Below are 21,381 nucleotides of genomic sequence, written 5' to 3' on the forward strand. Positions count from 1 at the left end.
ACTTGAGAACGCCGGGCCTATGCAAATGCATAGGGCCGTTGGGGGGGGGGGGGGGCAAAGAGACTCGACACGCGGGGGTCAAACCACGAAGCCGGGGCTTTAGCGGCTTTTTGAAACCGCATTCGCGGGCGCAAGACGATTTTTGGCAGCGAAAGGGGACCCATTGGGACGGGGGGGGGGGGAGCGGCGGGAGGGTATGCAGGAAGGACGTGAGCATGCACGGCGAAAAAGTACAGGCGCATTGGTATTGTCATTGACGACATAACTTGCTGATGGTCGGCCCGCCCGGCGCCGGAAAATCGATGCTGGCGGCGCGGCTGCCCTCGATCCTGCCGGCGCTCACACCCGAGGAATTGCTGGAAGTCTCGATCGTCGCATCGGTCGCAGGCGAGATCGCGGGCGGATCGCTGACCAATCGCCGGCCCTTCCGCTCGCCGCATCACTCGGCCTCGATGCCCGCCCTTGTCGGCGGCGGGTTGCGGGCGCGGCCCGGCGAAGTCTCGCTCGCCCATAACGGCGTCTTGTTTCTTGACGAATTCGCGGAGTTTTCAGGGCAGGCGCTCGATTCCCTGCGGCAGCCGATCGAGACCGGCGAAGTGTCGATCTCGCGGGCCAATCACCGCATCACCTATCCGGCGCGCTTCATGCTGGTTGCCGCGATGAATCCCTGCCGCTGCGGTCACGCCAGCGATCCGGCCTATATCTGCAAGCGCGGACTCAACGCGCGTTGTGCCGCCGATTATCAGGGCCGGCTGTCCGGTCCGCTGCTCGACCGCATCGATCTGCATATCGAAGTGCCGGCGGTGACTGCCGCCGACCTCCTGCTTCCGGCACCGGCCGAAGGTTCGGCGCAGGTCGCGGCGCGCGTCGCCCGCGCGCGCGCGATTCAGGCGCAGCGCTACGCCGCGCTCGGTCTGCCGCAGATCCGCACCAATGCGCAGGCGTCCGGGCCGGTCCTGGAAGACATTGCCAAACTCGATCAATCGGGAATGGCCCTGTTGCGCGACGCTGCCGACGCCATGCGGCTGTCGGCCCGCGGCTATCACCGCACCTTGCGCGTGGCGCGCACGCTCGCCGATCTCGATGGCGCAGCCGAAATCGGGCGCATCCATCTCGCCGAAGCGCTTTCGTATCGCGCGCTCACCGACGAAATGCGGCGCGCGGCGTGAGCGGACGCAACACGCCGCGGCCAGGTGCTGCCGCGGCGCGCGCCGGAGCGTTCGATAAAATTGTCCGCAATTGCGAAAGCCGCCGCTAACGACGCGCCAATCGGCCGCGCGAAAATCAATCCAATCGCAACGCACGCCCATCACGGTGCCGGCATGGGTAACGAGCCGTGCGCCACCGGAGCACGGCCGCGATGGGACGTCAGGCATGCAAGCGCGCTCGAAGCGTTGGAGTCAGATTCGAAGATTCGTACTCGGCTTTGTACGGATGGCGTTTCTGATGCTCATCGGCGTCTGGATCGGGACCGGACTGATCGCGTCGACCGCGGCCGGAAACTACAATCCGGCCCTGTTCGCAGTCGGTGTCTCGGCGCTGTTCGCTTTCGTCTGCACCTTCGCGGCATTCCTGATTTTTCGTAACCGCGTGTGGCGCTCCTATGCGCGGCGGCTCGAGCGTCGCAACGAAGACCTCTCCGACCGCGTGTGGCATTTGCAGGAGGCCGAGCAGAAGGCCCGCGCCTTCCTCGACATGCAGGGCGACCTGATCGTCCGCCGCAAGCCGGACGGCACCATCGCCTTCGCCAACGACGCTTTTTGCACGCTGGCGGGCGCACCCGCCGAGGCGCTGCGCGGTTCGGACTTCGCGTTTCCCGTTCTCGAACAGGGCGATGCCGCCACCTTGGCGAATGGCAGCCGGGTCTACGACCAGAAGATCGAAACCGGAAACGGGCCACGCTGGATCGCCTGGCGCGAAGCCACGGTGCGCAGCGAGAGCGGCGACACCGAAATCCAGTCCGTCGGCCGCGACGTCACCGACCGTGCGATGTCGGAGGCGGCGCTCGCCGATGCGCGCGACCGCGCAGAGGCGGCGAACCGCGCCAAGTCGCGCTTCCTCGCCATGGCGAGCCACGAAATCCGCACGCCGCTGAACGGCATCATCGGCATGGCCGATCTGCTGCTCGACACCAAGCTCACGCCCGAGCAGGCGACCTATGCGCGCGCGGTGAAAATATCCGGCGACACATTGCTGGCGCTGATCGAGGAAATTCTCGACTTCTCCAAGATCGAAGCCGGCCGGCTCGATCTCGAAGCGCGGCCGTTCCCGCTCGCCGCCATGGTCGAGGATCTGACCGAGTTGCTCGCGGTGCGCGCGCAGGGCAAGGGTCTCGAAATCGCAAGCGATGTCGACGAGCGGCTGCCGTCGCGGGTCGTCGGCGACGAGACCCGGCTGAAGCAGGTGCTGCTCAATCTTGCCGGCAATGCCATCAAGTTCACGCAGACGGGCGGGGTCGCCATCGTGGCCGAGCCGGGCGCGTGGCCGGACGAAATCGTGTTCAAGGTGCGCGACACCGGCATCGGCATTGCGCCTGCGGATCATGACAAGATCTTCCAGGAATTCGAGCAGACCGAGGCCGGTGCCCGTCAGGCCGACGGCGCGGGCCTTGGCCTCGCCATCGTCAAGCGCATCGTCGAAGGCATGCAGGGCCGGATCGCGCTGGAGAGCGCGCCGGGAGCGGGCGCGCTGTTCGAAGTGACGCTGCCGCTGCCGCGGGCGCATGACACCGGCCCTGGGCCGGCCTTCGCCGCACCCGATCTTTCCGGCAGCGCCATCCTGATCGTGGCGCCATCCCAGATCGAGGCCGCGCTGCTCGCACGCCGGCTGACGCGCTGGGGCGCGCGTGTCGCGGTCGCACCGAACGAAGCGGTTGCGCAGGCGCTGCTGCCGGAACGCGACTGGCGCGCGGTCCTGATCGATCATGCGATCGGCCACGCCGCGATCGATACGCTGCTGGCCGCCACGCGGCGCATATCGTGCCGGCTGGTGACGATGCCGCCTTCGGCACGCTCCGGGCTTGCCGAACTGAAAGCCGCGGGCTTCACCGGTTATCTGGTCAAGCCGGTGCGCGCGGCTTCGCTTGCGGAGCGCCTGCGACCGGACCGCGACGGCTTTGCGCAACAGCCCGGCGAGCCCGGCGACCTGCCGAATTTCGGCTCGCCGCGGCCGGACGGGCTGTCGATCCTCGTTGCCGAGGACAATGAGATCAACGCTCTGCTGACGCGCGCCCTGTTGCAGAAGCTCGGCCACCGGCCGCAGGTGGTGTCGAACGGACATGCCGCGATGGAATCGTTCCTCGCCGCGCAAGGCGCCGGGCTGCCGTTCGATCTGATCCTGATGGATATCCGCATGGCGGGCATCGACGGGCTGGAAGCGGCGCGGCGCATTCGCGCCATTGAGGCGCGGGACGGCGAGCGCCGCACGCCGATCGTGGCGCTGACCGCAAACGCGCTGCCGGAGCATCGCGACGCCTGCCTTGCCGCCGGAATGGATGCGTTCCTGTCGAAGCCGCTCGACCGCGAAAAGCTCGCAGCCGTGCTCGCAGACGTGCGGGGCATATCCCGGGCGGCCTAAAGCCGCCGCAACGCCACCTCGTCGATCAGGTGGCTCTCGTTCTTGGTCAGGATCAGGTCGGCGCGCGGGCGCGTCGGCACGATATTCTCGCGCAGATTGACGAGATTGATGCGCTCCCAGATGCCCTTGGCTGTCGACACCGCTTCATCGTCGGACAATCGCGAATAGCGGTGGAAATACGACATCGGATCGCGGAATGCCGTGAGCCGCAGCGCCAGAAAGCGCTCGACATACCAGCGCTCCAGCACCTCCTCGGAGGCGTCGATATAGACCGAGAAATCGAAAAAGTCGGACACGAACGGGATTGCCTTGCCGTCCTTCGGCAGCCGCCCCGCTTGCAGCACATTCAGCCCCTCGACGATCAGAATGTCCGGACGGTCGATCTCGATCCATTCATGCGGCACCACGTCGTAGACGATGTGCGAATAGACCGGTGCCCGCATCGGCCGCCGCCCGGCCTTGATACCGGAAAGAAAGCGCAACAGCTCCGGCAGGTCGTAGCTTTCCGGAAAGCCCTTCTTCTCCATCAGGCCTTCGCGCTCCAGCACCGCATTCGGCAGCAGAAAGCCGTCGGTTGTGACGAGATCGACCTTCGGTGTATTCGGCCAGCGCGCGAGTAGCGCCTGCAGCACGCGTGCGGTGGTCGACTTCCCCACCGCGACCGAACCCGCCACGCCGATGATATAGGGCACCTTGGAATCTTCGGTTCCGAGAAAGTTCTGCTGCACCCGGAACAGCCGCTGCGAGGCCGCGACATACATCGACAGCAGGCGCGAGAGCGGCAGATAGATGTCCTCCACCTCCTTCATGTCCAGCCGGTCATGCACCGAGCGGAGCGTTGCGACCTCGCCCTGGCTCAAGGTCATCGGGGTATCGGCACGCAACGCCGCCCATTCCGCGCGGCTGAAGCTGCGGTAGGGTGAGACTTCGGGTCCGGTCCGCTGTTCCATGAATCTCGACTATGAGGCTCGCCTGAAACCTTCGCGCTAAAGATCCGGCGGACGGCGGTCCGGGACGCGCGAGGCCTTCTCGGCCAGCCCGGATTGTCCCGACCGCTTGGCCAGCACGGCCTCGACCTCGGCAAGTTCGATGCCCCGCGCCTGCAGCACCACCAGCAGATGGTAGAGCAGATCGGCCGCCTCCCCGATCACACGGTCGCGATCCTCGGCCACCGCCGCGAGCGCCATCTCAACCGCTTCCTCGCCAAGCTTTTTGGCGCAATGTTCGACGCCGCGGTCGAGCAGCTTGCGCGTATAGGACGCCTCGGCGCTGGCCGCCGAGCGCTCCTTCACGATCACGGCAAGTTCGGCGAGGGTGAAAGGGGTCTCAAGCGCCACGTGTCACTCCGGCATGCTATCCGCTCGTCCCCGCGGGAATGAGCACAGCGAGGCTCCCATCAATAACGCAAATCTCCTGTGCTGCCCACCGCTTGGCGGCCCCGCCGGTCCGGGTTAACGATAACACACGCCGGAGGTTGTCCATTGCCCTATCGCGAAAGCTTCGAAACCGTCGCAGGCTGCAAAATCCGCATCATGCGTGGCAGTGGCTCGGCCGCTTCGGCGGAGACGCTCCTGTTCCTGCACGGTGCGCGGGGCGCATCGGCATGGCTGCCATTCTTCGAGACCATGGCGCAACGCTTCGACCTGATCGTGCCGGAACATCCCGGGTTCGGCGGCTCGGATACGCCGGACTGGCTCGATAATGTCGGCGACCTCGCCTATTTCTATCTGGATCTGATCGAGGCGCTGAAACTGCCGCGCCTTCATCTCGCCGGGGTCTCGCTCGGCGGCTGGATCGCCGCCGAAATCGCGGTGCGCAATTGCACGACGCTTAAGACGCTGACGCTGATCTGCGCCGCCGGCATCCATGTGAAGGGCGTTGCCAAGGGCGATATTTTCATGTGGTCGCGCGAGGACTTCATCCGCAACATCTTCCACGATCCGAAATTTGCGGAGGCCATGCTGGCGCAATCGCCGGGCGACGCCGAGCTGATGATCGAGATGAAGAACAGGCTCACAACCGCCAAGCTCGGCTGGCAGCCGCGGCTGTACAATCCCGATCTTGCCAAGTGGCTGCACCGGATCACGGCACCCACGCTGATCGTCTGGGGCGACGACGACAAGGTTTTCCCGCTGCCTTACGGCGAAGCCTATGCGAAGCTCATCCCCGGTTCGCGGCTTCAGGTGCTGAAAAGCGCGGGCCACACGCTGCAAATCGAGAAAGCAGACCAACTGGCCGAGGTGATGACCGGGTTCATTGAGAGACATTAGCCGGTCGCCGCCGCGAAGGCGGAGGCCCATAACCCCCGCTCCGGGATATGGGTTCCTGCCTTCGCAGGGACGACGGGAGAGAGAAGCGTACGGACGACGAAGAACAGGAAGCGCCGATGAAATTCTTCTTCTTCCACCTCATGCCCTATGCGGCGCTCGATCCCGATTACGACAAGCAACACAATTCGGCCTGGGTGACGCTGCCGAACTCCTATTACGACCCGAAGATCGGCCACCAGCTCTACAACCGCTATCTCGACGAGCTGGAATATGCCGACGCCATGGGCTTCGACGGCATCTGCGTCAACGAGCATCATTCCAACGCCTACGGCATGATGCCGATCCCGGGCGTGATGGCCGGCGCGCTCGCGCGCCGCACCAAAAACTGCAAGATCGCGGTGCTCGGCCGCGCGCTGCCGCTTCTCAACAATCCGCTGACCGTCGCCGAAGAATTCGCGATGCTCGACACTGTTACCGGCGGGCGCCTCGTCGCGGGTTTCGTGCGCGGCATCGGCGCGGAATATCATTCGTGGGGCGCAAATCCGGCGCAGTCGCACGAGCGCTTCCATGAGGCGCACGACCTCATCATCCAGGGCTGGACGCGACCGGGGCCGTTCGCGTTCGAGGGCAAATATTATCACTTCGATTATGTGAATGTGTGGCCGCGCCCGTTCCAGCAGCCGCATCCGCCGGTCTGGATTCCGTCTCAGGGCTCGCGCGAGACCATCGAATGGGCGACGCATCCGTCGCGCAAATACACCTATCTGCAAACCTTCTCCCCGGTTCAGGCGCTCGCGCGCTACATGCAGATGTATCGCGACAGCGCCGAGCGTCAGGGCTGGCAGGCCGGGCCGGAAAATGTCGGCTGGGCGATCCCGACCTATTGCGCGGAGACCGACGAGATCGCGCACCGGGAGGCAAAGCCGCATATCGAATTCTTCTTCAACAAGCTCTTGCGCATGCCGCAGGAAATGCTGCTGCCGCCGGGCTATCTCTCGCTCGCCTCGATGCAGGGCGTGATCGCGGCCAAGCGCACGCTGTCGGGCGGCGTGCAGACCATCGACGACCTGATGGAGAAGGCGATCTTCCTGTGCGGCAGCCCCGCGACCTTGCGCGAGAAGCTGGAAGCGTATCAGGCGCAGATCGGTTTCGGCTATCTCCTGCCAACCATGCAGTTCGGCACCTTGCCGCACGACCTCGTCACCAAGAGCACCGCGCTTTTCGCAAAAGAGGTAATCCCCTATTTCCGCAGCCGGACCGACCGCACGCCGGCAGCGGCGGCGACGGCCTGACTTTGATATTCAGAAATCCATATCATTCGTGACGGAGAGTTGACGAAGGTCAAATGCGGCCCCGGCAAAATCCGTGAGCATTGCGTAAAATCGATCACCGGAAGGCCGACCATGATCTCGATTGTGCGACTGACAGGCATCGCCACCCTTGCTGGGTCGCTCGGCGCTACCTTACCCGCGATCGCCGGAAACATCGTCGCGGCGCAAGCGCGACTCCCGGCATCCGTAGAAAGTTCTACAACCGACTTCAGTGCGCGCCAGGACGGCCGCGGCGGAGGCCGGCAGCAGCAGCGCCAACAACAGCGTCAGCAGCAGCCACGTATCCAGCAGCGTCAGCAGCAGCGCGTGATCCGGCAGGAGCATCGCGGCCAGCGCCAGCAACTGCAACGCGCCCAGCGGCAGCAGCGTCAGCAGGTGCAGCGGGGACAGCGGCAACAGCGCCAGCAGCAGATCCAGGGACAACGGCAGCAACGGCAACAGCAGCAACGGGTCCAGCGCGAGCGCCAGCAACAGCAGCGGCTGGACCGCCAGCAGCAACGTCGCGACGTTCGGCAGGACCGCCAGAGGATTCAGCAGGAGCGGCAGCAGGAACGTCTGAATGCGGACCGGCAGCGCCGCGATCAGCGCGGCGCCGACCGCCAGCAACAGCGGCTGGACCGCCAGCGCACCCAGCGCGAGCGCCAGCAGCAGCGCCGTCAGGACGCCCAGCAGCGTCAGCGCGAGCGGCAAACCCTGCAACGCGACCGGCAGCAGCGCAGACTCCAGGAGCGCGCCCAGCGCGACCGCGCGCGGCAGGAGCGGCAGCGCGAGCGCGCCAATCGCGATCAGGTCCGGCGGATTGCGGACACCCAGCGGTCGAGAGACCGCGCCGACCATCGCATGAAGAACCGCTTCAACCGCGACGCCGCGCGCGACGGCCGCTTCGCGACCCGCTATCGCAACCGCGATTATGCGCGGGTGCGCTACGCCGCCTGGGCGCCGGAGCGGGCGTGGCGGCGCGGCCTGCTCGCCGGTTTCGTGCCGTGGGGGCTCGGCATCGGCATCGCGGGCGGGCTGGGCGGCGCGGTGTTCTGGCCCTACGCCTATGTCGACCTGTTCAACTACACCTTCTGGCCGTCTGCCTATTACGGCGGCTACTGGGCCTACGCCTATGACGATTTCTTCGACGGCATCTGGTGGGCCGAAGAGGCCGATTATGTCACCGAAGCCTATGCCTATCAGCCGGCATCGTCTGCCGCCCCTGCCGCTGCGCCGGCCGCGCCGGCCGCGCCGGCGCGCCCGCAACGCCAGGCTGCGGTCCAGGACCGGCTGCCGCCTTCGCCCGCCCGCCGCACCGAGGCAACTGCCGGCGAAGGCGCCTGCGGCGAGACCGGACGCGGCATCACCGCCTGGCCGTTCGACCGCATCCAGTCCTCGCTCAATCTCAGCAACGATCAGCAGGACCTGCTCGACGAGTTGCGCGATGCGGCTTTGCGGGCGGCAGACGTCTTGCGCGACTCGTGTCCGCGCAGCGTGCCGCGCAATCCGGTGGAGCGGCTGCAGACCATGCTCGAGCGGCTCGAGGCGACGCTGGAAGCCCTCAAGATCGTGCGCCCCGCGCTCGAAGACTTCTACAATGCGCTGTCGGCGGAGCAGCGGCGGCGCTTCGAGGCGCTTGGGCCAAAGGTCGCGACGGCGCAGGTCCAGGGCCGCACCGGAACCGATCAGGCCGATGGCTGCGGCGCCGACAAGCCGGGTCTTGCCAATTTCCCGATCGTGCGGATTCAGGAGGCGGTGTCGCCAACCGACGACCAGCTCGATCTGCTCGATGCGCTGGAAGACGCCACATTCAAGGCGCTCGACATTCTGAAGGCGGCATGTCCGGATGATCCTCCGGCGACGCCGGGCGAGCGGCTCGCCGCAACCCAGACCCGACTTGGAGCGATGGTCGAGGCCGCCAAGGTCATTCTCCCGGCGCTGGAGGATTTCTATGGCGCACTCGACGACCGGCAGAAGGCGGCGTTCAGCAAGATGAAGAGCTGACGCCTATTTCGTTGGGGCGCACCCGTCGATCTGCTGGCAGACGGTCGGGTCACATAACCGCCGCGCTTTGTGCGCGGCGGTTTTGTTTTGACCGCAAGATGTGCGACATCCGGCGCACGCCCCCCGTGCCGGACGCCGCGCCGTGACCATGCTGCCCGAGCCCGCCATTCTCGCCGCCTTCATCCTGGCATCGGTGATCCTGATCATCACGCCGGGACCGGACATGACACTGTTCCTCGGCCAGACCATCAATGGCGGCAGGGCGCAGGGCTTTGCCTCGATGTTCGGAGCGACCGCGGGACTCCTCGTGCATTCGATGCTGGCCGCGTTCGGGCTGTCGGCGCTGCTCGTCGCATCCGCCACCGCCTTCACCGTCATCAAGGTCGCGGGCGCGGGTTATCTCCTCTGGCTCGCAGTGCAGGCGATCCGGCACGGCTCGTCGCTGTCGCTGAAGCCGGGCAGGCTCTCGCATCTCAGCTTGCGACGCGCCTTTGCGATCGGGCTCGGCGTCAACCTGCTCAATCCGAAGATCGTGATGTTCTTCCTGACCTTCCTGCCGCAATTCGTCTCCGCGTCCGATCCGGATGCGCCGGCGCGGCTCCTGATGCTGGGCCTGCTTTACGCGCTGCTCACGCCGCCGCTTTGCACGCCGATGATTCTCGGCGCCGAACGCTTCGCCGCAGCAATGCGTGCTTCGCCGCGCATGATGCGTGCGTTCGACTGGACCTTCGCCGGCCTGATGGGTGCATTCGCCGTGCGGCTTCTGTTCGCGCGGGCAAACTGAAGGGGCCGAACGTCACGCAGTGCCGCGCACCCGCTCGCGGTGCAGAAGATAGAGACCGGATGCGACCACAACCGCCGCGCCGGCCAGCGTCCAGCTATTGGGCACATCGCCAAAGATCATGAAGCCGAAGCCGATCGCCCAGACCAGCTGCGTATACATGAACGGCGCCAGCACCGAAGCCGGCGCCAGACGGTGCGCAACGATCAGCAGGTAGTGGCCGAAGCTGCCGAGCGCCCCGAACGCCACCATCAGGAAAATGATGAAGGGATCGTCCGGCGTGTTCCATACAAAGGGCATGACGGGAAGCATCGCCACCGCGCCGACCAGATTGGAATAGAACAGCGTGGTGTCGGAGGTGTCGCTTTTCGAGAGCACGCGGGTCGCAACGATATAGAGCGAATAGAACAAAGCGCTGGCGACCGAATACAGCGCCGCCCAATGCACATCGCCGACGCCCGGCCGCGTCACCAGCAAGACGCCGGAAAAACCGACGAGAATGGCAACCCAACGCCGCCAGCCGATCCACTCGCCGAGGACGGGGCCGGCGAGGATCGCCACGATAAACGGCGTCGAGAACAAAATCGCCAGCGCCTGATCGAGCTGCAGATAGCGGAAGGCGAGAAAATTGGTGACGGTCGAACCGAGCAGCATCGCCGAGCGCACGAGTTGCAGCAGCGGCCGCTTGGTCCGCATCATACCCGGCCGCGACACCGGATTGAAAATGAACAGGGTCAGAACGAAGGCACCGGTATAGCGCGCCCACACCACCTGGAGCGTGTCCATATAGCCGTTGAGATATTTGGCGATGGCATCGAGACAGGCAAAGGACAGAACCGCGCCGCACATCAGCGCAATGCCGGTCAGCCGCGCACGAATCTGGTCGGGATCGGTATGGTGCGATGGGCCGGTTGTCATCCCTCTCTGTACCCAAGTTGGGCGGGCGGAGCGAGGCGCCTCGTTGGAATGGCCCCACGCCGGGCGTTGCAAAGCTCGGGTGACCGGCCTAGTCTGAGTGTCGCGGGGCTTGCGACGGTCGCCCCGTCTTTCCGAAGGCTCGCAGGCCCAAGCACCGTCTCCTCGCTTATGGAGGAGGCGCATGCCTTTGCATTTTTCGATCTCACCCGACGAATTGTGGCCAAAGGTCGGAACGGCCGACACTCCGCTCATCGTCGATGTCCGTAAATCAGAGGCCGTTGCATCGTCGAGCGGCCTGCTTCCGGGCGCGATCTTGCGCGATCTGCATGATGCGAAGTCATGGGACTTCGATGCCGATTCCGGCACAATCGTCGTTGCCTGTGTACACGGGCACCAACGCAGCCAGATGGCGGCGGCTCTGTTGCGGGCGCGCGGAATTGATGCATGTATATTGGACGGAGGCTACGATGCCTGGCAGGCGTTGGGGCTGCCGCTTACAGATCGCGTCGCGGTTCAAAGATTTGTGCCGGACCGCCCAAGCCTCTGGGTCACGCGCCGGCGGCCGAAGATCGACCGCATCGCCTGCCCATGGCTGATCCGCCGCTTCATCGACCCGCAAGCCCGCTTTCTATTCGTTGATCCACCGCAGGTTCCGGAAGTGGCGCGAGAGACCGGCGCGGTGCCCTTCGATATCGAAAACGTGGAGCTGTCGCATGAAGGCGAACGCTGCTCGTTCGATACGATTCTCAAGCTGTTCGGTCTGGAAGGCGAGCCCTCGCTCGCCCGGCTTGCGCTGATCGTGCGCGGCGCGGATACAGCGCGCCCCGATCTCGCGCCGGAAGCCGCGGGCCTGCATGCGGTGTCGCTCGGGTTGTCCGAACTTGCGGGCGACGACGACCACGGTCTCCTGGAGCGGGGATTTGCGGTTTACGACGCGCTGTTCGCGTGGTTACGCTTCGCTTCGTCCGAGCGTCATAACTGGCCCGCGAAAGTCTCCTGACATGAGCAGCGTCGAACATGCCGCGCCCACGGCCCCTCCCACCTTTGCGAAAACACTACTCACCTACTTCAAAATCGAGTGCCTCGGCTTCGGCGGCCCGGCCGGCCAGATCGCGCTGATGCATCGCATTCTGGTCGACGAGAAGAAGTGGGTGGAGGAGCAGCGGTTCCTGCATGCGCTGAATTTCTGCATGCTTCTGCCCGGACCGGAGGCTCAGCAGCTTGCGACTTATACCGGCTGGCTGATGCACGGGGTGCGCGGCGGGATCGCCGCCGGCATCCTGTTCGTTCTGCCCGGCGCCTTCGTGATGCTGGGGCTCAGCCTGATCTATGCGCTGGGCCAGGGCATTCCGCTGATCGACGGCGCGTTATTCGGGATCAAGGCGGCGGTGCTGGTGATCGTGGTCGAAGCGCTGATCCGGATCGGAAAGCGTGCGCTGAAGACCAAAACGCTGATCGGGATCGCGGCGATGGCATTTGTCGGAATCTTCTTTCTGGCCCTGCCCTTCCCACTGATCGTGATCGGCGCAGGACTTTTGGGCTATCTGGTTGCCCGCAACGCACCCGGCCTGCTTGCTATCGCGGCCGATCGGGCGCTTGGCGCGCCGGTCGCCGGCCGCTGGCGGCAAGCCGCGACAGCGACGGCGATCGGACTTGCGGTGTGGTGGGCGCCGGTGGCGCTGGCGGCGCTGCTGCTCGGGCCTTCGCATGTGCTGGTCAGCATCGGCACGTTTTTCTCGAAGCTCGCCACAGTCAGCTTCGGCGGCGCCTATGCGCTGCTCGCCTATATGGCGCAGCAGGCGGTCGACGCCAAAGGCTGGATGACCGCCGCCGAAATGGTTGACGGGCTCGGCCTTGCCGAAACCACGCCCGGCCCGCTCATCCTCGTCACGCAATTCGTCGGCTTTCTTGCAGGCTTTCGCGACCCGGCGCCGTTCTCCCCGGTCACCGCCGGCGTCATCGCCGCCGCCATGACCACCTGGGTGACCTTCACCGCGGCGATGCTCTGGATTTTCGCCGGCGCGCCCTTCGTCGAACAACTGCGCTCAAACCGGATGCTGACCGGCGCACTGGCTGCGATCACCGCCGCCGTGGTGGGCGTGATCCTCAATCTGACGGTGTGGTTCGCGCTGCATGTGCTGTTCGTGCATGTCACCGAACAGCGCGCGGGCATAGTCCGATGGTACGCGTTTGATCCGCTGGCGCTCGATGTGAAAACCGCGGCGCTGGCGATCGTAGCCGTGCTGCTCGCCTTCCGCTTTCACCGCGGACTGGTCGAGATCGTGGCGATCATGGCCGCGCTCGGCATCGCCGCGCGATTCGCTTTCGGCTGATGCAGCGCGTGCCGTTATTGCGCTGCCACCCGGTCCGATCGCGGCCGGCGCACCGGCGGCGGCGCATCCGAACCTGCACCGCGCCGCCAGGCCGCGCCGCTGCGGCCCTGCTCCACGCCGAACTCGAACAGGCTCTTCATATAGGCGGTATCGAAGCCGGGCCGCTCCTGCGCGGGAAAGCTGTCGTCGATCGCCGCGAGCGTCATGGTCCAGTTGCGGCGGCGGATAAATTCATAGGAAGCCAGCAGCGTATTGCGGGTATTGGCCCGCACCGAGGTCTCGAAGGAGCGGATTGCGACGCGCACCGTGTTGGCGGGCACAACCTGAAAATAGGGCTCGAGCTTGCTGTTGAGGATGACATAGACACGCGGCCGCACGCCCGCCGGCAGGGCCAGCCGATTTGAGGCCAGCATGGCTTCGGGGATCACCAGCACATTCGCGGTGATGCCGCCGTCGACATGCATCTCGGCAAAGCGCTTGCCCTGCGCCTCCACATCGATCAGCACCGGCGAAAAGATGCCGGGGATGCTGGCCGAGGCCTCCATCACCTGACGGAACAGATCCGGTGCACGCGGGTCGGGGCTCGATGCGATCGCGCCCATATCCCAGATCGCGGTGCGTTGCGCATCGAGCTGGGTGCTCACGATATAGAGCCGCCGTCCGGCGCGGTATTCGCGCGCGACTGCAGCGATCACCTCGGGCGTGACATGCTTGGCGATCAGCTGACGCATCGGCGCGGCCTCGAACAACCCGGTGCCGAACAGCCCGCGCACGCCCTGGAATTGCAGGAAGCCCTCGAACGCGCCACTGGAAAACACTTCGGCCAGCACCGGATCGTATTGCGGGCCCAGAAAGGCGAATGGTGCGATCAGTGCGCCAGCGCTGGCGCCGGTAACGATGGCAAAGCGCGGCCGGTCGCCGCGCTGGGTCCAGCCGTTCAAGAGACCCGCCCCAAAGGCGCCATCGGCGCCGCCGCCCGACAATGCGAGGATCGCCGGGCTCTCCCGCCCGCGCAGACCGATCAGGGGATTTTGCCGCGCCAGCGACGGATCGTCCGCCCAGACGCGGGCTTCGGGGATGCCCGGAATGACGGCGATCTCCTGCTCCTGCTGGGTATAGGGAATGCGTTCGACACTGGCGCAGGCGGCAAGCAGCATCGCGCAAAGCGCGAGCCCGGCCAGATGCCGCAAGCCGGAAAGGCCGGCCCCTACGCAACGAACCATCCGAAAATTCCCACCCGATCCCCGAGCCGATCACACCAAGGACGGATTTGCGGCAGCTTAAAGGGGGCGCATGGGATTTTATTACTCTTAATGCCGGATTAACGCGCCTGTGGCGCGGCAGCATCTATGGACTGGCCTAAAGGTCGGTTCGCACCGCCCATAGTTCCGGAAAAAACGAGTGGTCGAGCGCCGATTTCAGGAAGGCGACACCGCTGGAACCGCCGGTGCCGCGCTTGAAACCAATGATGCGCTCCACCGTCTTCATGTGGCGGAAGCGCCATTGCTGGAACCAGTCCTCGAGATCCACCAGTTCCTCGGCCAGCTCGTACAGGTCGAAATAGGTCTGGGAGTTGCGATAGACGTCGAGCCAGGCCTGACGCACCGCGTCGCTCGGCACATGGCGGATCGCGAAATCGCGCTGCAAAACCGCATCGGGAATAGCGAAGCCGCGCCGCTTCAGCAGCATCAGCGCCTCGTCATAGAGGCTCGGCGCATCCAGCGCCGCCTTGAGCCGCGCGTGAGTGTCGGCATTGTGCCGGTGCGGCAGCAGCATTTTCGGATCTTTCGCGCCGAGCCGGAATTCGACCATGCGGTACTGGAAGGACTGGAAGCCGGAGGATTGCCCGAGCGCATTGCGGAATTCCAGATAATCCGACGGCGTCATGGTCGACAGCACGTCCCAGGCCCGGATCATCTGTTCGAGGATGCGGGTCATCCGCGCCATCGACTTGAAGGCCGGCGGCAGCTCATCCGTTCTGATATTGGCGATCGCCGCATCGAGCTCGTGCGCCATCAGGTTGAGCCACAATTCGTGGACGTGATGGATGATGATGAAGAGGTGCTCGTCGTGCTTGTCGGTCAGCGGCCGCTTGGCGGCGAAAAGAGTGTCGAGCCGCAGGTAGTCGCCATAAGTCATCTGCCCGGCGAGATCGACATGGATGTCGTCGCCGATGCGGCTTTTGGGTGGTGATTGATTTTCGGCCACGGTGCGCTGCCTTCGATTGTTTGCGGTTCGCTTCGAAATTTGGTCCAGTGCGTTTCGGACGCAACCTAGACATCCGTCCCTTCCCGCGAAAGCAAGAATCCAGCCGGTCTGGGTCCCCGCTTTCCGGGAGCAGCGGAGAAACCCTGCAAACTGCCATGCCGCTCGACCTGACCGCCGAATTCTCCCGCTTCCGCAAGGCCGATCCGGATCGGTTGCATTTCGCCGCGCACAGCCATGCCTATTGGCCGGATGCAACCCGCTCGGCGCAAATTCAACTCTGGGACGACGCGGCGCGCCTGGTTGACGAAAAATGGACCAAGGTCATGGGCGAGGTCTGGCCCGCAGTGGCGCGCGGGATCGCGCATCACCTGAAGCTGCCGGACCCCGCGACTTTGGTGTCCGCGGTCAATACCCACGAATTCGTCAACCGCCTGATCTCGGCGCTGCCGCCCGGCCGCGCGCCGGTGATCGTGACCACCGACGGCGAATTTCATTCCTTCCGGCGGCAGACCGAACGGCTCGCCGAGGACAGGCTGATCGAACTCGTTGCGGTGCCGACCGAGCCGTTCGACAGCTTGCCGGCGAGGATCGTCGAAGCGGTGCAGGCGCATGCGCCCGACATGGTGTTCGTCAGCCAGGTCTTTTTCAACTCCGGCTATGCCCTGCCCGATCTCGATGCGCTGGTCGATGCGGTGACGGCGCCGGACCGGCTGGTGGTGATCGACGGCTATCACGCCTTTCTCGCTGTGCCGGTCGATCTGTCGCGCATCGCCGATCGTGCCTTCTATCTCGGCGGCGGCTACAAATATGCGATGGCCGGCGAAGGCGCCTGCTTCATGCACTGTCCGCCGGGCTTTGCGCCGCGTCCGCGCAACACCGGCTGGTATGCGAGCTTCGCCACATTGTCCGGCCCGCAGGATCGCGTGCGCTATGCGACCGACGGACAGCGTTTCATGGGCGCGACCTTCGATCCGAGCGGGCTGTACCGCATGCGCGCATCACTCGACTGGATGGCCGCGCACAATCTCGATGCGGCGAAAATCCATGCGCATGTGATCGCGCTGCAGGAGATGTTCCTCGCCGGCATCGCAAGCCGCCCCCTCGGCCTGTTCGATCCGGCCAATCTTGTCGTGCCGGCGCGGGAACTGTCGCGCGGCAATTTCCTCACCTTCGATCATCCGGACGCCGCCGCATGCAAGGAGCGGCTGAGGCAAAACAACATCGTGGTCGATGTGCGCGACACGCGGCTGCGCGTCGGCTTCGGCCTGTACCACAATGCGGGCGATGTCGAGCGCTTGCTGCAGCGGTTACGCACGCTTCACGCTTGACGAATGTGCATCGCGATGCGCTCAATCCCGGCCCAATCCGAAGCGCCGATAATCCGGGGTCACGAAACATGGCGAAAGCCCGCAAAGTCATCATCACCTGCGCCGTCACCGGCTCGATCCATACGCCGTCGATGTCGCCGCATCTGCCGGTGACCGCCGAACAGATCGCGGATGCCGCGATCGGCGCCGCCGAAGCCGGCGCGGCCATCGTGCACCTGCATGCGCGCAATCCGCAGGACGGACGCCCCGACCAGACCCCGGAAGCCTTTGCGCCGTTCCTGAAGGTGATCAAGCAGCGCTCGAACGTGGTGGTAAACATCACGACCGGCGGCGCGCCGACCATGGCGATCGAGGAGCGCGTGCGACCGGCGGCGACTTTCAAGCCGGAGGTCGCCTCGCTGAACATGGGCACGATGAATTTCGGGCTCTACCCGATGATCCCGCGCTACAAGGGCAAGTTCAAATATGACTGGGAGGAGCCGTATCTCGAAGGGTCGCGCAAGGGCATGTTCAAGAACACCTTTGCCGATATCGAATATATCCTGACTACCTGCGCCGAGAACGGCACCCGCTTCGAAGTCGAGTGCTACGACATCGGCCACCTCTATACGCTGAAGCATTTTCTGGATCGCGGCGTGATCAAGGCGCCGGTCTTCGTCCAGTCCGTGTTCGGCATTCTCGGCGGCATCGGTGCGCATCCGGAAGACATCCTGCAGATGAAGCGCACCGCCGACCGCCTGCTCGGCGACAATTACCACTGGTCGGTGCTGGGCGCGGGCGCCAACCAGATGCGGGTCGCGGCGATCGCCGCCGCGATGGGCGGCAATGTCCGCGTGGGTCTCGAGGATTCGCTCTGGGTCGGGCCGGGCAAGCTGGCCGAGAGCAATGCCGCACAGGTCACCCAGGTGCGCAAGATCCTCGAAGGCCTCGGCCTCGAAATCGCGTCTCCGGACGATGCGCGCGAAATCCTCGAACTCAAGGGCGGCGATAAGGTCGCGTTCTAGTTCCGCAGAAACTGCGGAAGCGCGCGAAGCGCGATCCGCCCGCAAATTTTCGTTGCGCCGCCGCAACGAGCCGTTACCAAGGGTGACGGAGATTATCGAAGGATGGCGGCGCTCGAATCGATCAACATTGCGATCCTGCTCGGATCGGTGCTGGTGCTCACCGGCATCCTGTCGAGCCTGCTCGCCATGCGGTTCGGCGCCCCGCTGCTCTTGATCTTTCTTATGGTCGGCGTGCTGGCGGGCGAATCCGGTCCCGGCGGCATCCGTTTCGACAATGTCGCGCTGACCTACACCGTCGGCTCCGTGGCGCTGGCGCTGATCCTGTTCGACGGCGGTCTGCGCACGCGATTCGCCGCCTTCCGCTCGGTGCTGGCGCCCGCTGGGACGCTCGCAACGCTCGGCGTGCTCATCACCGCCGCCGCGACCGCCCCCGCTGCCCATTATTTCCTCGGTCTTGGCTGGACCGAGTCGCTCCTGGTCGGCGCCGTGGTCGCCTCCACCGACGCCGCGGCCGTGTTCTTCCTGATGCATTCGCGCGGCCTGCGGCTGCGCGCGCGTGTCGGCTCGACCATCGAAATCGAGTCCGGAACCAACGACCCCTTCGCGATCTTCCTGACCATCGTTCTCATCGAAATGCTGCTGCAGGGAACGAAGTCGACCCTGGAATTCTCGATTTTTCTGTTTCGGCAGGGGCTGATCGGCGTGATCGTCGGGATTGCAGGCGGATATTTGATTACAGCGATGCTGAACCGGGTCAACCTGCCCCAGGGTCTGCACGCGCCATTCGCCGCAACCGGAGCGCTGGTGACCTTCGCCATCGCCGCCGTCGCCGACGGCTCCGGATTCCTCGCGGTCTATCTCGCCGGCCTCGTGGTCGGCAATCAGGTCAAGCGCGCGCACAGCGCCATTATCGGTTTTCTCGACGCCGCCACCTGGCTCGGCCAGATCGTGATGTTCGTGCTGCTCGGGCTTCTGGCCTGGCCGGCGTCGCTGCCGGACCGGCTGCTGCCGGCGCTGGCGATCGCGGCGATGCTGATCCTGGTGGCGCGCCCGATCGCCGTGTTCCTGTGTCTGGCGCCGTTCAAGTTCAGCGTCCGCGAAATGACGTTCATTTCCTGGGTCGGCCTGCGCGGCGCCGTCGGGATTTTCCTTGCCTCGATTCCGCTGCTGGTCGGCCTGCCGAACAGCCAGCTCTATTTCGATGTCGGCTTCGTCGTCGTTGTGGTGTCGCTCCTGGTGCAAGGCTGGAGCGTCCCCTTCGTCGCGCGCAAGATGCGGATCGCCAAACGGCGGTCGGACATGTCGCGGCCGCGCATCGAACTGGATCTCCCGGGGCAGCGCACGCAGGAACTGGTCGGCTATCCGGTGACACCCGGCAGCCCCTATCTGCGCGGCGGCATTCTGCCGGCCTGGGCAAAGCTCGCGCTTGTGGTGCGCGACGAACGGGTGATGACGCCGGAGGAGGCCCGCGGGCTGCACGAGGGCGATCATGTCTATCTGCTGGCGCCGCAGGAAAAGGCGTCCGCGCTGGACCGGTTCTTTGCCAATCTGCCGACGCCGTCCTCGCCCGATCCCGAACTACTCGGCGACTTCTTCGTCACCGGCGACACCACGCTCGGGGCGCTGGCGGAAATCTACGGCATTACGGTCGAGCCCGATCAGCAGGGCATGACGGTCGCCGAACTGTTCGCCAAGCGGCTCAGCCGCAAGCCGCATGCCGGCGACAAGATCCGCCTTGGTGAAGTATCGCTGGTCGTCCACCGGGTCAAGGACGAGACCGCGCTGACGGTCGGGCTGCAACTCGCCGAAGAAGACCCAACGCCGTGGTATGAGCGGCTGCGCAAGCGGCTGCGCCGCATGCTTGATTGAAGGCTGCCGGGCATCAGTTTGTCTCAAACAGCCGCGTCACCAGCCGGCGCGCCAGCACCGAGGCGACGCGCCGGCGATAGTGGCCCGGTGTGAAGGTGGTCTTCATCGCCATCACCTGGTCGCGGACCAGATCGTCGAGCCCCTTGTAGACGCTCTCGTCCAGCTTGTTGCCGCACAGTTCCTGCGTGCCGGTGAGCAAGACCGGACGCGGATTGGTGCCGGTGAAGGCGACGCGCAGATCGGCGAGCGTGTCCCCCTCGCGCTTCAGTGCCACCGCGACACCAGCCACCGGATATTCGATCGAGCGGCGGATGCGGATCTTGTCATAGCCCGAACGCAGGCCCGGCGTATTCTTCGCGCGCACCGCGGTGACGATCTCGCCCTTGCGCAATGCAAGAAAGAACTTGCCGTCGCCCTGCGTTTCGCTGACCGGGATGTCCTGCCGCGCGAAGCCGATATAGATGGCGTTCAGCGGCACGGTGCGCCGGCCATCCGGTCCCGCAAGATCGACCTCGGCGCCGAGCGTGAGGAAAGCCGGCGCCAGATCGCCCGAGAAAGTCGCAAAGCACACGCCGCGGCTTTTCGGCGCGACATGGCACATCGTGCCGGTGGTTTTCAGGCAATGGTCGTTGGCGCTGCGCCACCATTCGCTCTGATTGTAATAAATGCAGCGGGTATCGAGGCAAAGATTGCCGCCGACCGTACCCATGATGCGATGGGTCGGCCCTGCAATCTCATGCGCGGCCTGCGCGACCACCGGATAATGCTTTCGCACATCCGGATGCCCGGACAGTTCGGCGAGCGTCACCGACGCGCCGACTTCGATCGTGTCCGCGTCGGCCTTGATGGTCCGCAGCTCCGCGACCTTGTTCATCTCGATCAGGGTGGACGGCGCCACAATGCCGCGGCGGATATTCACGGTGAGATCGGTGCCGCCGCCGAGCGGCCGCGCATCCGGATTGGCGGCGCGCGCCTTCAGAACGTCGTCGAGCGTGGTGGGGCGGAGCAGGGAAAATTCGGGGAGCGCGTCCATCAGTTTACTCCCGGCGCACAAAACAAACGCCGCTCATGCCCGCGAAGGCGGGCATCCGGTCCTGAACATCTGGGTCCCGGCCTTTGCGGGGACGAGCGGTGGAGAGGCTGTCGGGCAAAACTCATTGCGCGCCCCCGCTCTTCTTGCCGCGCGCCTGCGCGCGCTTCTTCTTCTCGATCGCCTCGTAGACGCGGTCGGGTGTCATCGGCAGATCGTTGAAGCGAATGCCGATGGCGTCATGGATGGCGTTGGTCAGCGCCGGCAGAAACGCCGCGAGCGAGCCCTCGCCCGCCTCCTTGGCGCCAAACGGGCCATGCGGATCGTTGCTTTCGACGATGAAGGTTTCCATCGGCGGCGAGTCCTGGATGGTCGGAACCCGGTAATCCAGCATGTTCCCGGTCACCATCAGGCCTTCGTGATAGCCGACCTCCTCGCTCATGGCCTGGCCCATGCCCATCCAGACCGAGCCCTGCACCTGCCCCTCGACGCTGAGGCGGTTCAGCGCCTTGCCGCAATCATGCGCGACCCAGACCTTGTCGACGGTGACGACTCCGGTTTCCTCGTCGACGGTGACCTCCACCACTTGAGCCGAATAGCTGTAGCCCATGGTGCCGCCGATGGCCGCGCCGCGATATTTCTTGCCGCCATGCGATTCCGGGATGGTCGAGTAATTGCCGGTGACGGTGATGGTGCCGGAATCCTTCAGCGCCTCCATCACCACCTCGTCGAAGGTCGCTCCCTTGTCCT

The 21,381-nt window shown here is 65.2% G+C and carries 18 protein-coding genes and 1 pseudogene; 11 read left to right on the forward strand and 8 right to left on the reverse strand.

The window, feature by feature from the left end; all coding sequences use genetic code 11:
• Positions 1-260: 260 nt before the first annotated feature.
• Positions 261-1,169 (forward strand): annotated as a pseudogene (locus ACK41X_RS15265) (YifB family Mg chelatase-like AAA ATPase); the annotation flags it as partial.
• Positions 1,170-1,446: 277 nt separating this feature from the next.
• Complete coding sequence (locus tag ACK41X_RS15270; protein ID WP_409724918.1) at positions 1,447-3,576, forward strand: ATP-binding protein; 2,130 nt, start codon at positions 1,447-1,449, stop codon at positions 3,574-3,576.
• Here ACK41X_RS15270 and coaA read toward each other — a convergent pair.
• Positions 3,573-4,526, reverse strand: a complete 954-nt coding sequence (coaA, locus tag ACK41X_RS15275) for a type I pantothenate kinase (protein WP_409724921.1) — start codon at positions 4,524-4,526, stop codon at positions 3,573-3,575. The genes ACK41X_RS15270 and coaA overlap by 4 nt on opposite strands.
• Positions 4,527-4,562: 36 nt before the next feature.
• On the reverse strand, positions 4,563-4,913 hold the full coding sequence (locus tag ACK41X_RS15280; protein ID WP_409724924.1) for a phosphoribosyl-ATP diphosphatase: 351 nt from the start codon (positions 4,911-4,913) through the stop codon (positions 4,563-4,565).
• Between the two features lie 144 nt (positions 4,914-5,057).
• Between ACK41X_RS15280 and ACK41X_RS15285 the strand changes: the two genes are divergently transcribed.
• Entirely contained in the window at positions 5,058-5,846 is a 789-nt protein-coding gene (locus tag ACK41X_RS15285) for an alpha/beta fold hydrolase (protein WP_409724926.1), read from the forward strand.
• Between the two features lie 116 nt (positions 5,847-5,962).
• The gene (locus ACK41X_RS15290) at positions 5,963-7,138 is read left to right on the forward strand and encodes an LLM class flavin-dependent oxidoreductase (protein WP_409724928.1); all 1,176 of its coding nucleotides are present in this window, start codon (positions 5,963-5,965) and stop codon (positions 7,136-7,138) included.
• 171 nt (positions 7,139-7,309) lie between these two features.
• Here ACK41X_RS15290 and ACK41X_RS15295 read toward each other — a convergent pair whose 3' ends face one another.
• Entirely contained in the window at positions 7,310-8,014 is a 705-nt protein-coding gene (locus ACK41X_RS15295) for a hypothetical protein (RefSeq protein WP_409724931.1), read from the reverse strand.
• A gap of 3 nt (positions 8,015-8,017) precedes the next feature.
• Here ACK41X_RS15295 and ACK41X_RS15300 point away from each other — a divergent pair, with 3 nt between their 5' ends.
• Both ACK41X_RS15300 and ACK41X_RS15305 read left to right on the forward strand, forming a co-directional pair.
• On the forward strand, positions 8,018-9,160 hold the full coding sequence (locus ACK41X_RS15300; protein ID WP_409724934.1) for a Spy/CpxP family protein refolding chaperone: 1,143 nt from the start codon (positions 8,018-8,020) through the stop codon (positions 9,158-9,160).
• 142 nt (positions 9,161-9,302) lie between these two features.
• On the forward strand, positions 9,303-9,944 hold the full coding sequence (locus tag ACK41X_RS15305; RefSeq protein WP_409724937.1) for a LysE family translocator: 642 nt from the start codon (positions 9,303-9,305) through the stop codon (positions 9,942-9,944).
• A gap of 12 nt (positions 9,945-9,956) precedes the next feature.
• Here the strand turns inward: ACK41X_RS15305 and ACK41X_RS15310 are convergent, their stop codons facing one another.
• Positions 9,957-10,859, reverse strand: coding sequence for a DMT family transporter (locus ACK41X_RS15310; RefSeq protein ID WP_409724939.1), 903 nt, complete (start codon positions 10,857-10,859; stop codon positions 9,957-9,959).
• 181 nt (positions 10,860-11,040) lie between these two features.
• Between ACK41X_RS15310 and ACK41X_RS15315 the strand changes: the two genes are divergently transcribed.
• Both ACK41X_RS15315 and chrA read left to right on the forward strand, forming a co-directional pair.
• Positions 11,041-11,859 carry a chromate resistance protein ChrB domain-containing protein gene (locus tag ACK41X_RS15315; RefSeq protein WP_409724941.1) on the forward strand — a complete coding sequence of 273 codons (819 nt, stop codon included), beginning with the start codon at positions 11,041-11,043 and terminating at the stop codon, positions 11,857-11,859.
• A 1-nt stretch (position 11,860) separates the two neighbouring features.
• Complete coding sequence (gene chrA / locus ACK41X_RS15320; RefSeq protein ID WP_409724943.1) at positions 11,861-13,192, forward strand: chromate efflux transporter; 1,332 nt, start codon at positions 11,861-11,863, stop codon at positions 13,190-13,192.
• A 14-nt stretch (positions 13,193-13,206) separates the two neighbouring features.
• On the opposite strand, the gene ACK41X_RS15325 is transcribed toward chrA, so the two are convergent.
• Together ACK41X_RS15325 and kynA are read right to left on the reverse strand one after the other, a co-directional pair.
• Positions 13,207-14,415, reverse strand: a complete 1,209-nt coding sequence (locus tag ACK41X_RS15325; RefSeq protein ID WP_409724945.1) for a patatin-like phospholipase family protein — start codon at positions 14,413-14,415, stop codon at positions 13,207-13,209.
• A gap of 136 nt (positions 14,416-14,551) precedes the next feature.
• On the reverse strand, positions 14,552-15,400 hold the full coding sequence (kynA, locus tag ACK41X_RS15330; RefSeq protein ID WP_409724948.1) for a tryptophan 2,3-dioxygenase: 849 nt from the start codon (positions 15,398-15,400) through the stop codon (positions 14,552-14,554).
• A gap of 155 nt (positions 15,401-15,555) precedes the next feature.
• On the opposite strand from kynA, the gene ACK41X_RS15335 reads away from it, so the two are divergent.
• The 3 genes from ACK41X_RS15335 (at position 15,556) to ACK41X_RS15345 (ending at position 19,601) form a co-directional block, all read left to right on the forward strand.
• Positions 15,556-16,728 carry an aminotransferase class V-fold PLP-dependent enzyme gene (locus ACK41X_RS15335; RefSeq protein WP_409724951.1) on the forward strand — a complete coding sequence of 391 codons (1,173 nt, stop codon included), beginning with the start codon at positions 15,556-15,558 and terminating at the stop codon, positions 16,726-16,728.
• Positions 16,729-16,796: 68 nt separating this feature from the next.
• Positions 16,797-17,732 (forward strand): 3-keto-5-aminohexanoate cleavage protein, encoded by a 936-nt coding sequence (locus ACK41X_RS15340; protein WP_409724954.1) that lies wholly within the window; start codon positions 16,797-16,799, stop codon positions 17,730-17,732.
• Between the two features lie 102 nt (positions 17,733-17,834).
• Positions 17,835-19,601, forward strand: coding sequence for a potassium/proton antiporter (locus ACK41X_RS15345; RefSeq protein WP_409724956.1), 1,767 nt, complete (start codon positions 17,835-17,837; stop codon positions 19,599-19,601).
• 13 nt (positions 19,602-19,614) lie between these two features.
• Here ACK41X_RS15345 and hcrB read toward each other — a convergent pair whose 3' ends face one another.
• Both hcrB and ACK41X_RS15355 read right to left on the reverse strand, forming a co-directional pair.
• Positions 19,615-20,634 carry a 4-hydroxybenzoyl-CoA reductase subunit beta gene (gene hcrB, locus ACK41X_RS15350; protein ID WP_409724958.1) on the reverse strand — a complete coding sequence of 340 codons (1,020 nt, stop codon included), beginning with the start codon at positions 20,632-20,634 and terminating at the stop codon, positions 19,615-19,617.
• A 121-nt stretch (positions 20,635-20,755) separates the two neighbouring features.
• The coding region (locus tag ACK41X_RS15355) for a molybdopterin cofactor-binding domain-containing protein (protein WP_409724961.1) at positions 20,756-21,381 on the reverse strand (626 nt) is incomplete at its 5' end.

The organism is Pseudorhodoplanes sp. (assembly GCF_046289595.1).
In the GTDB taxonomy this organism is placed as follows: domain Bacteria; phylum Pseudomonadota; class Alphaproteobacteria; order Rhizobiales; family Xanthobacteraceae; genus Pseudorhodoplanes.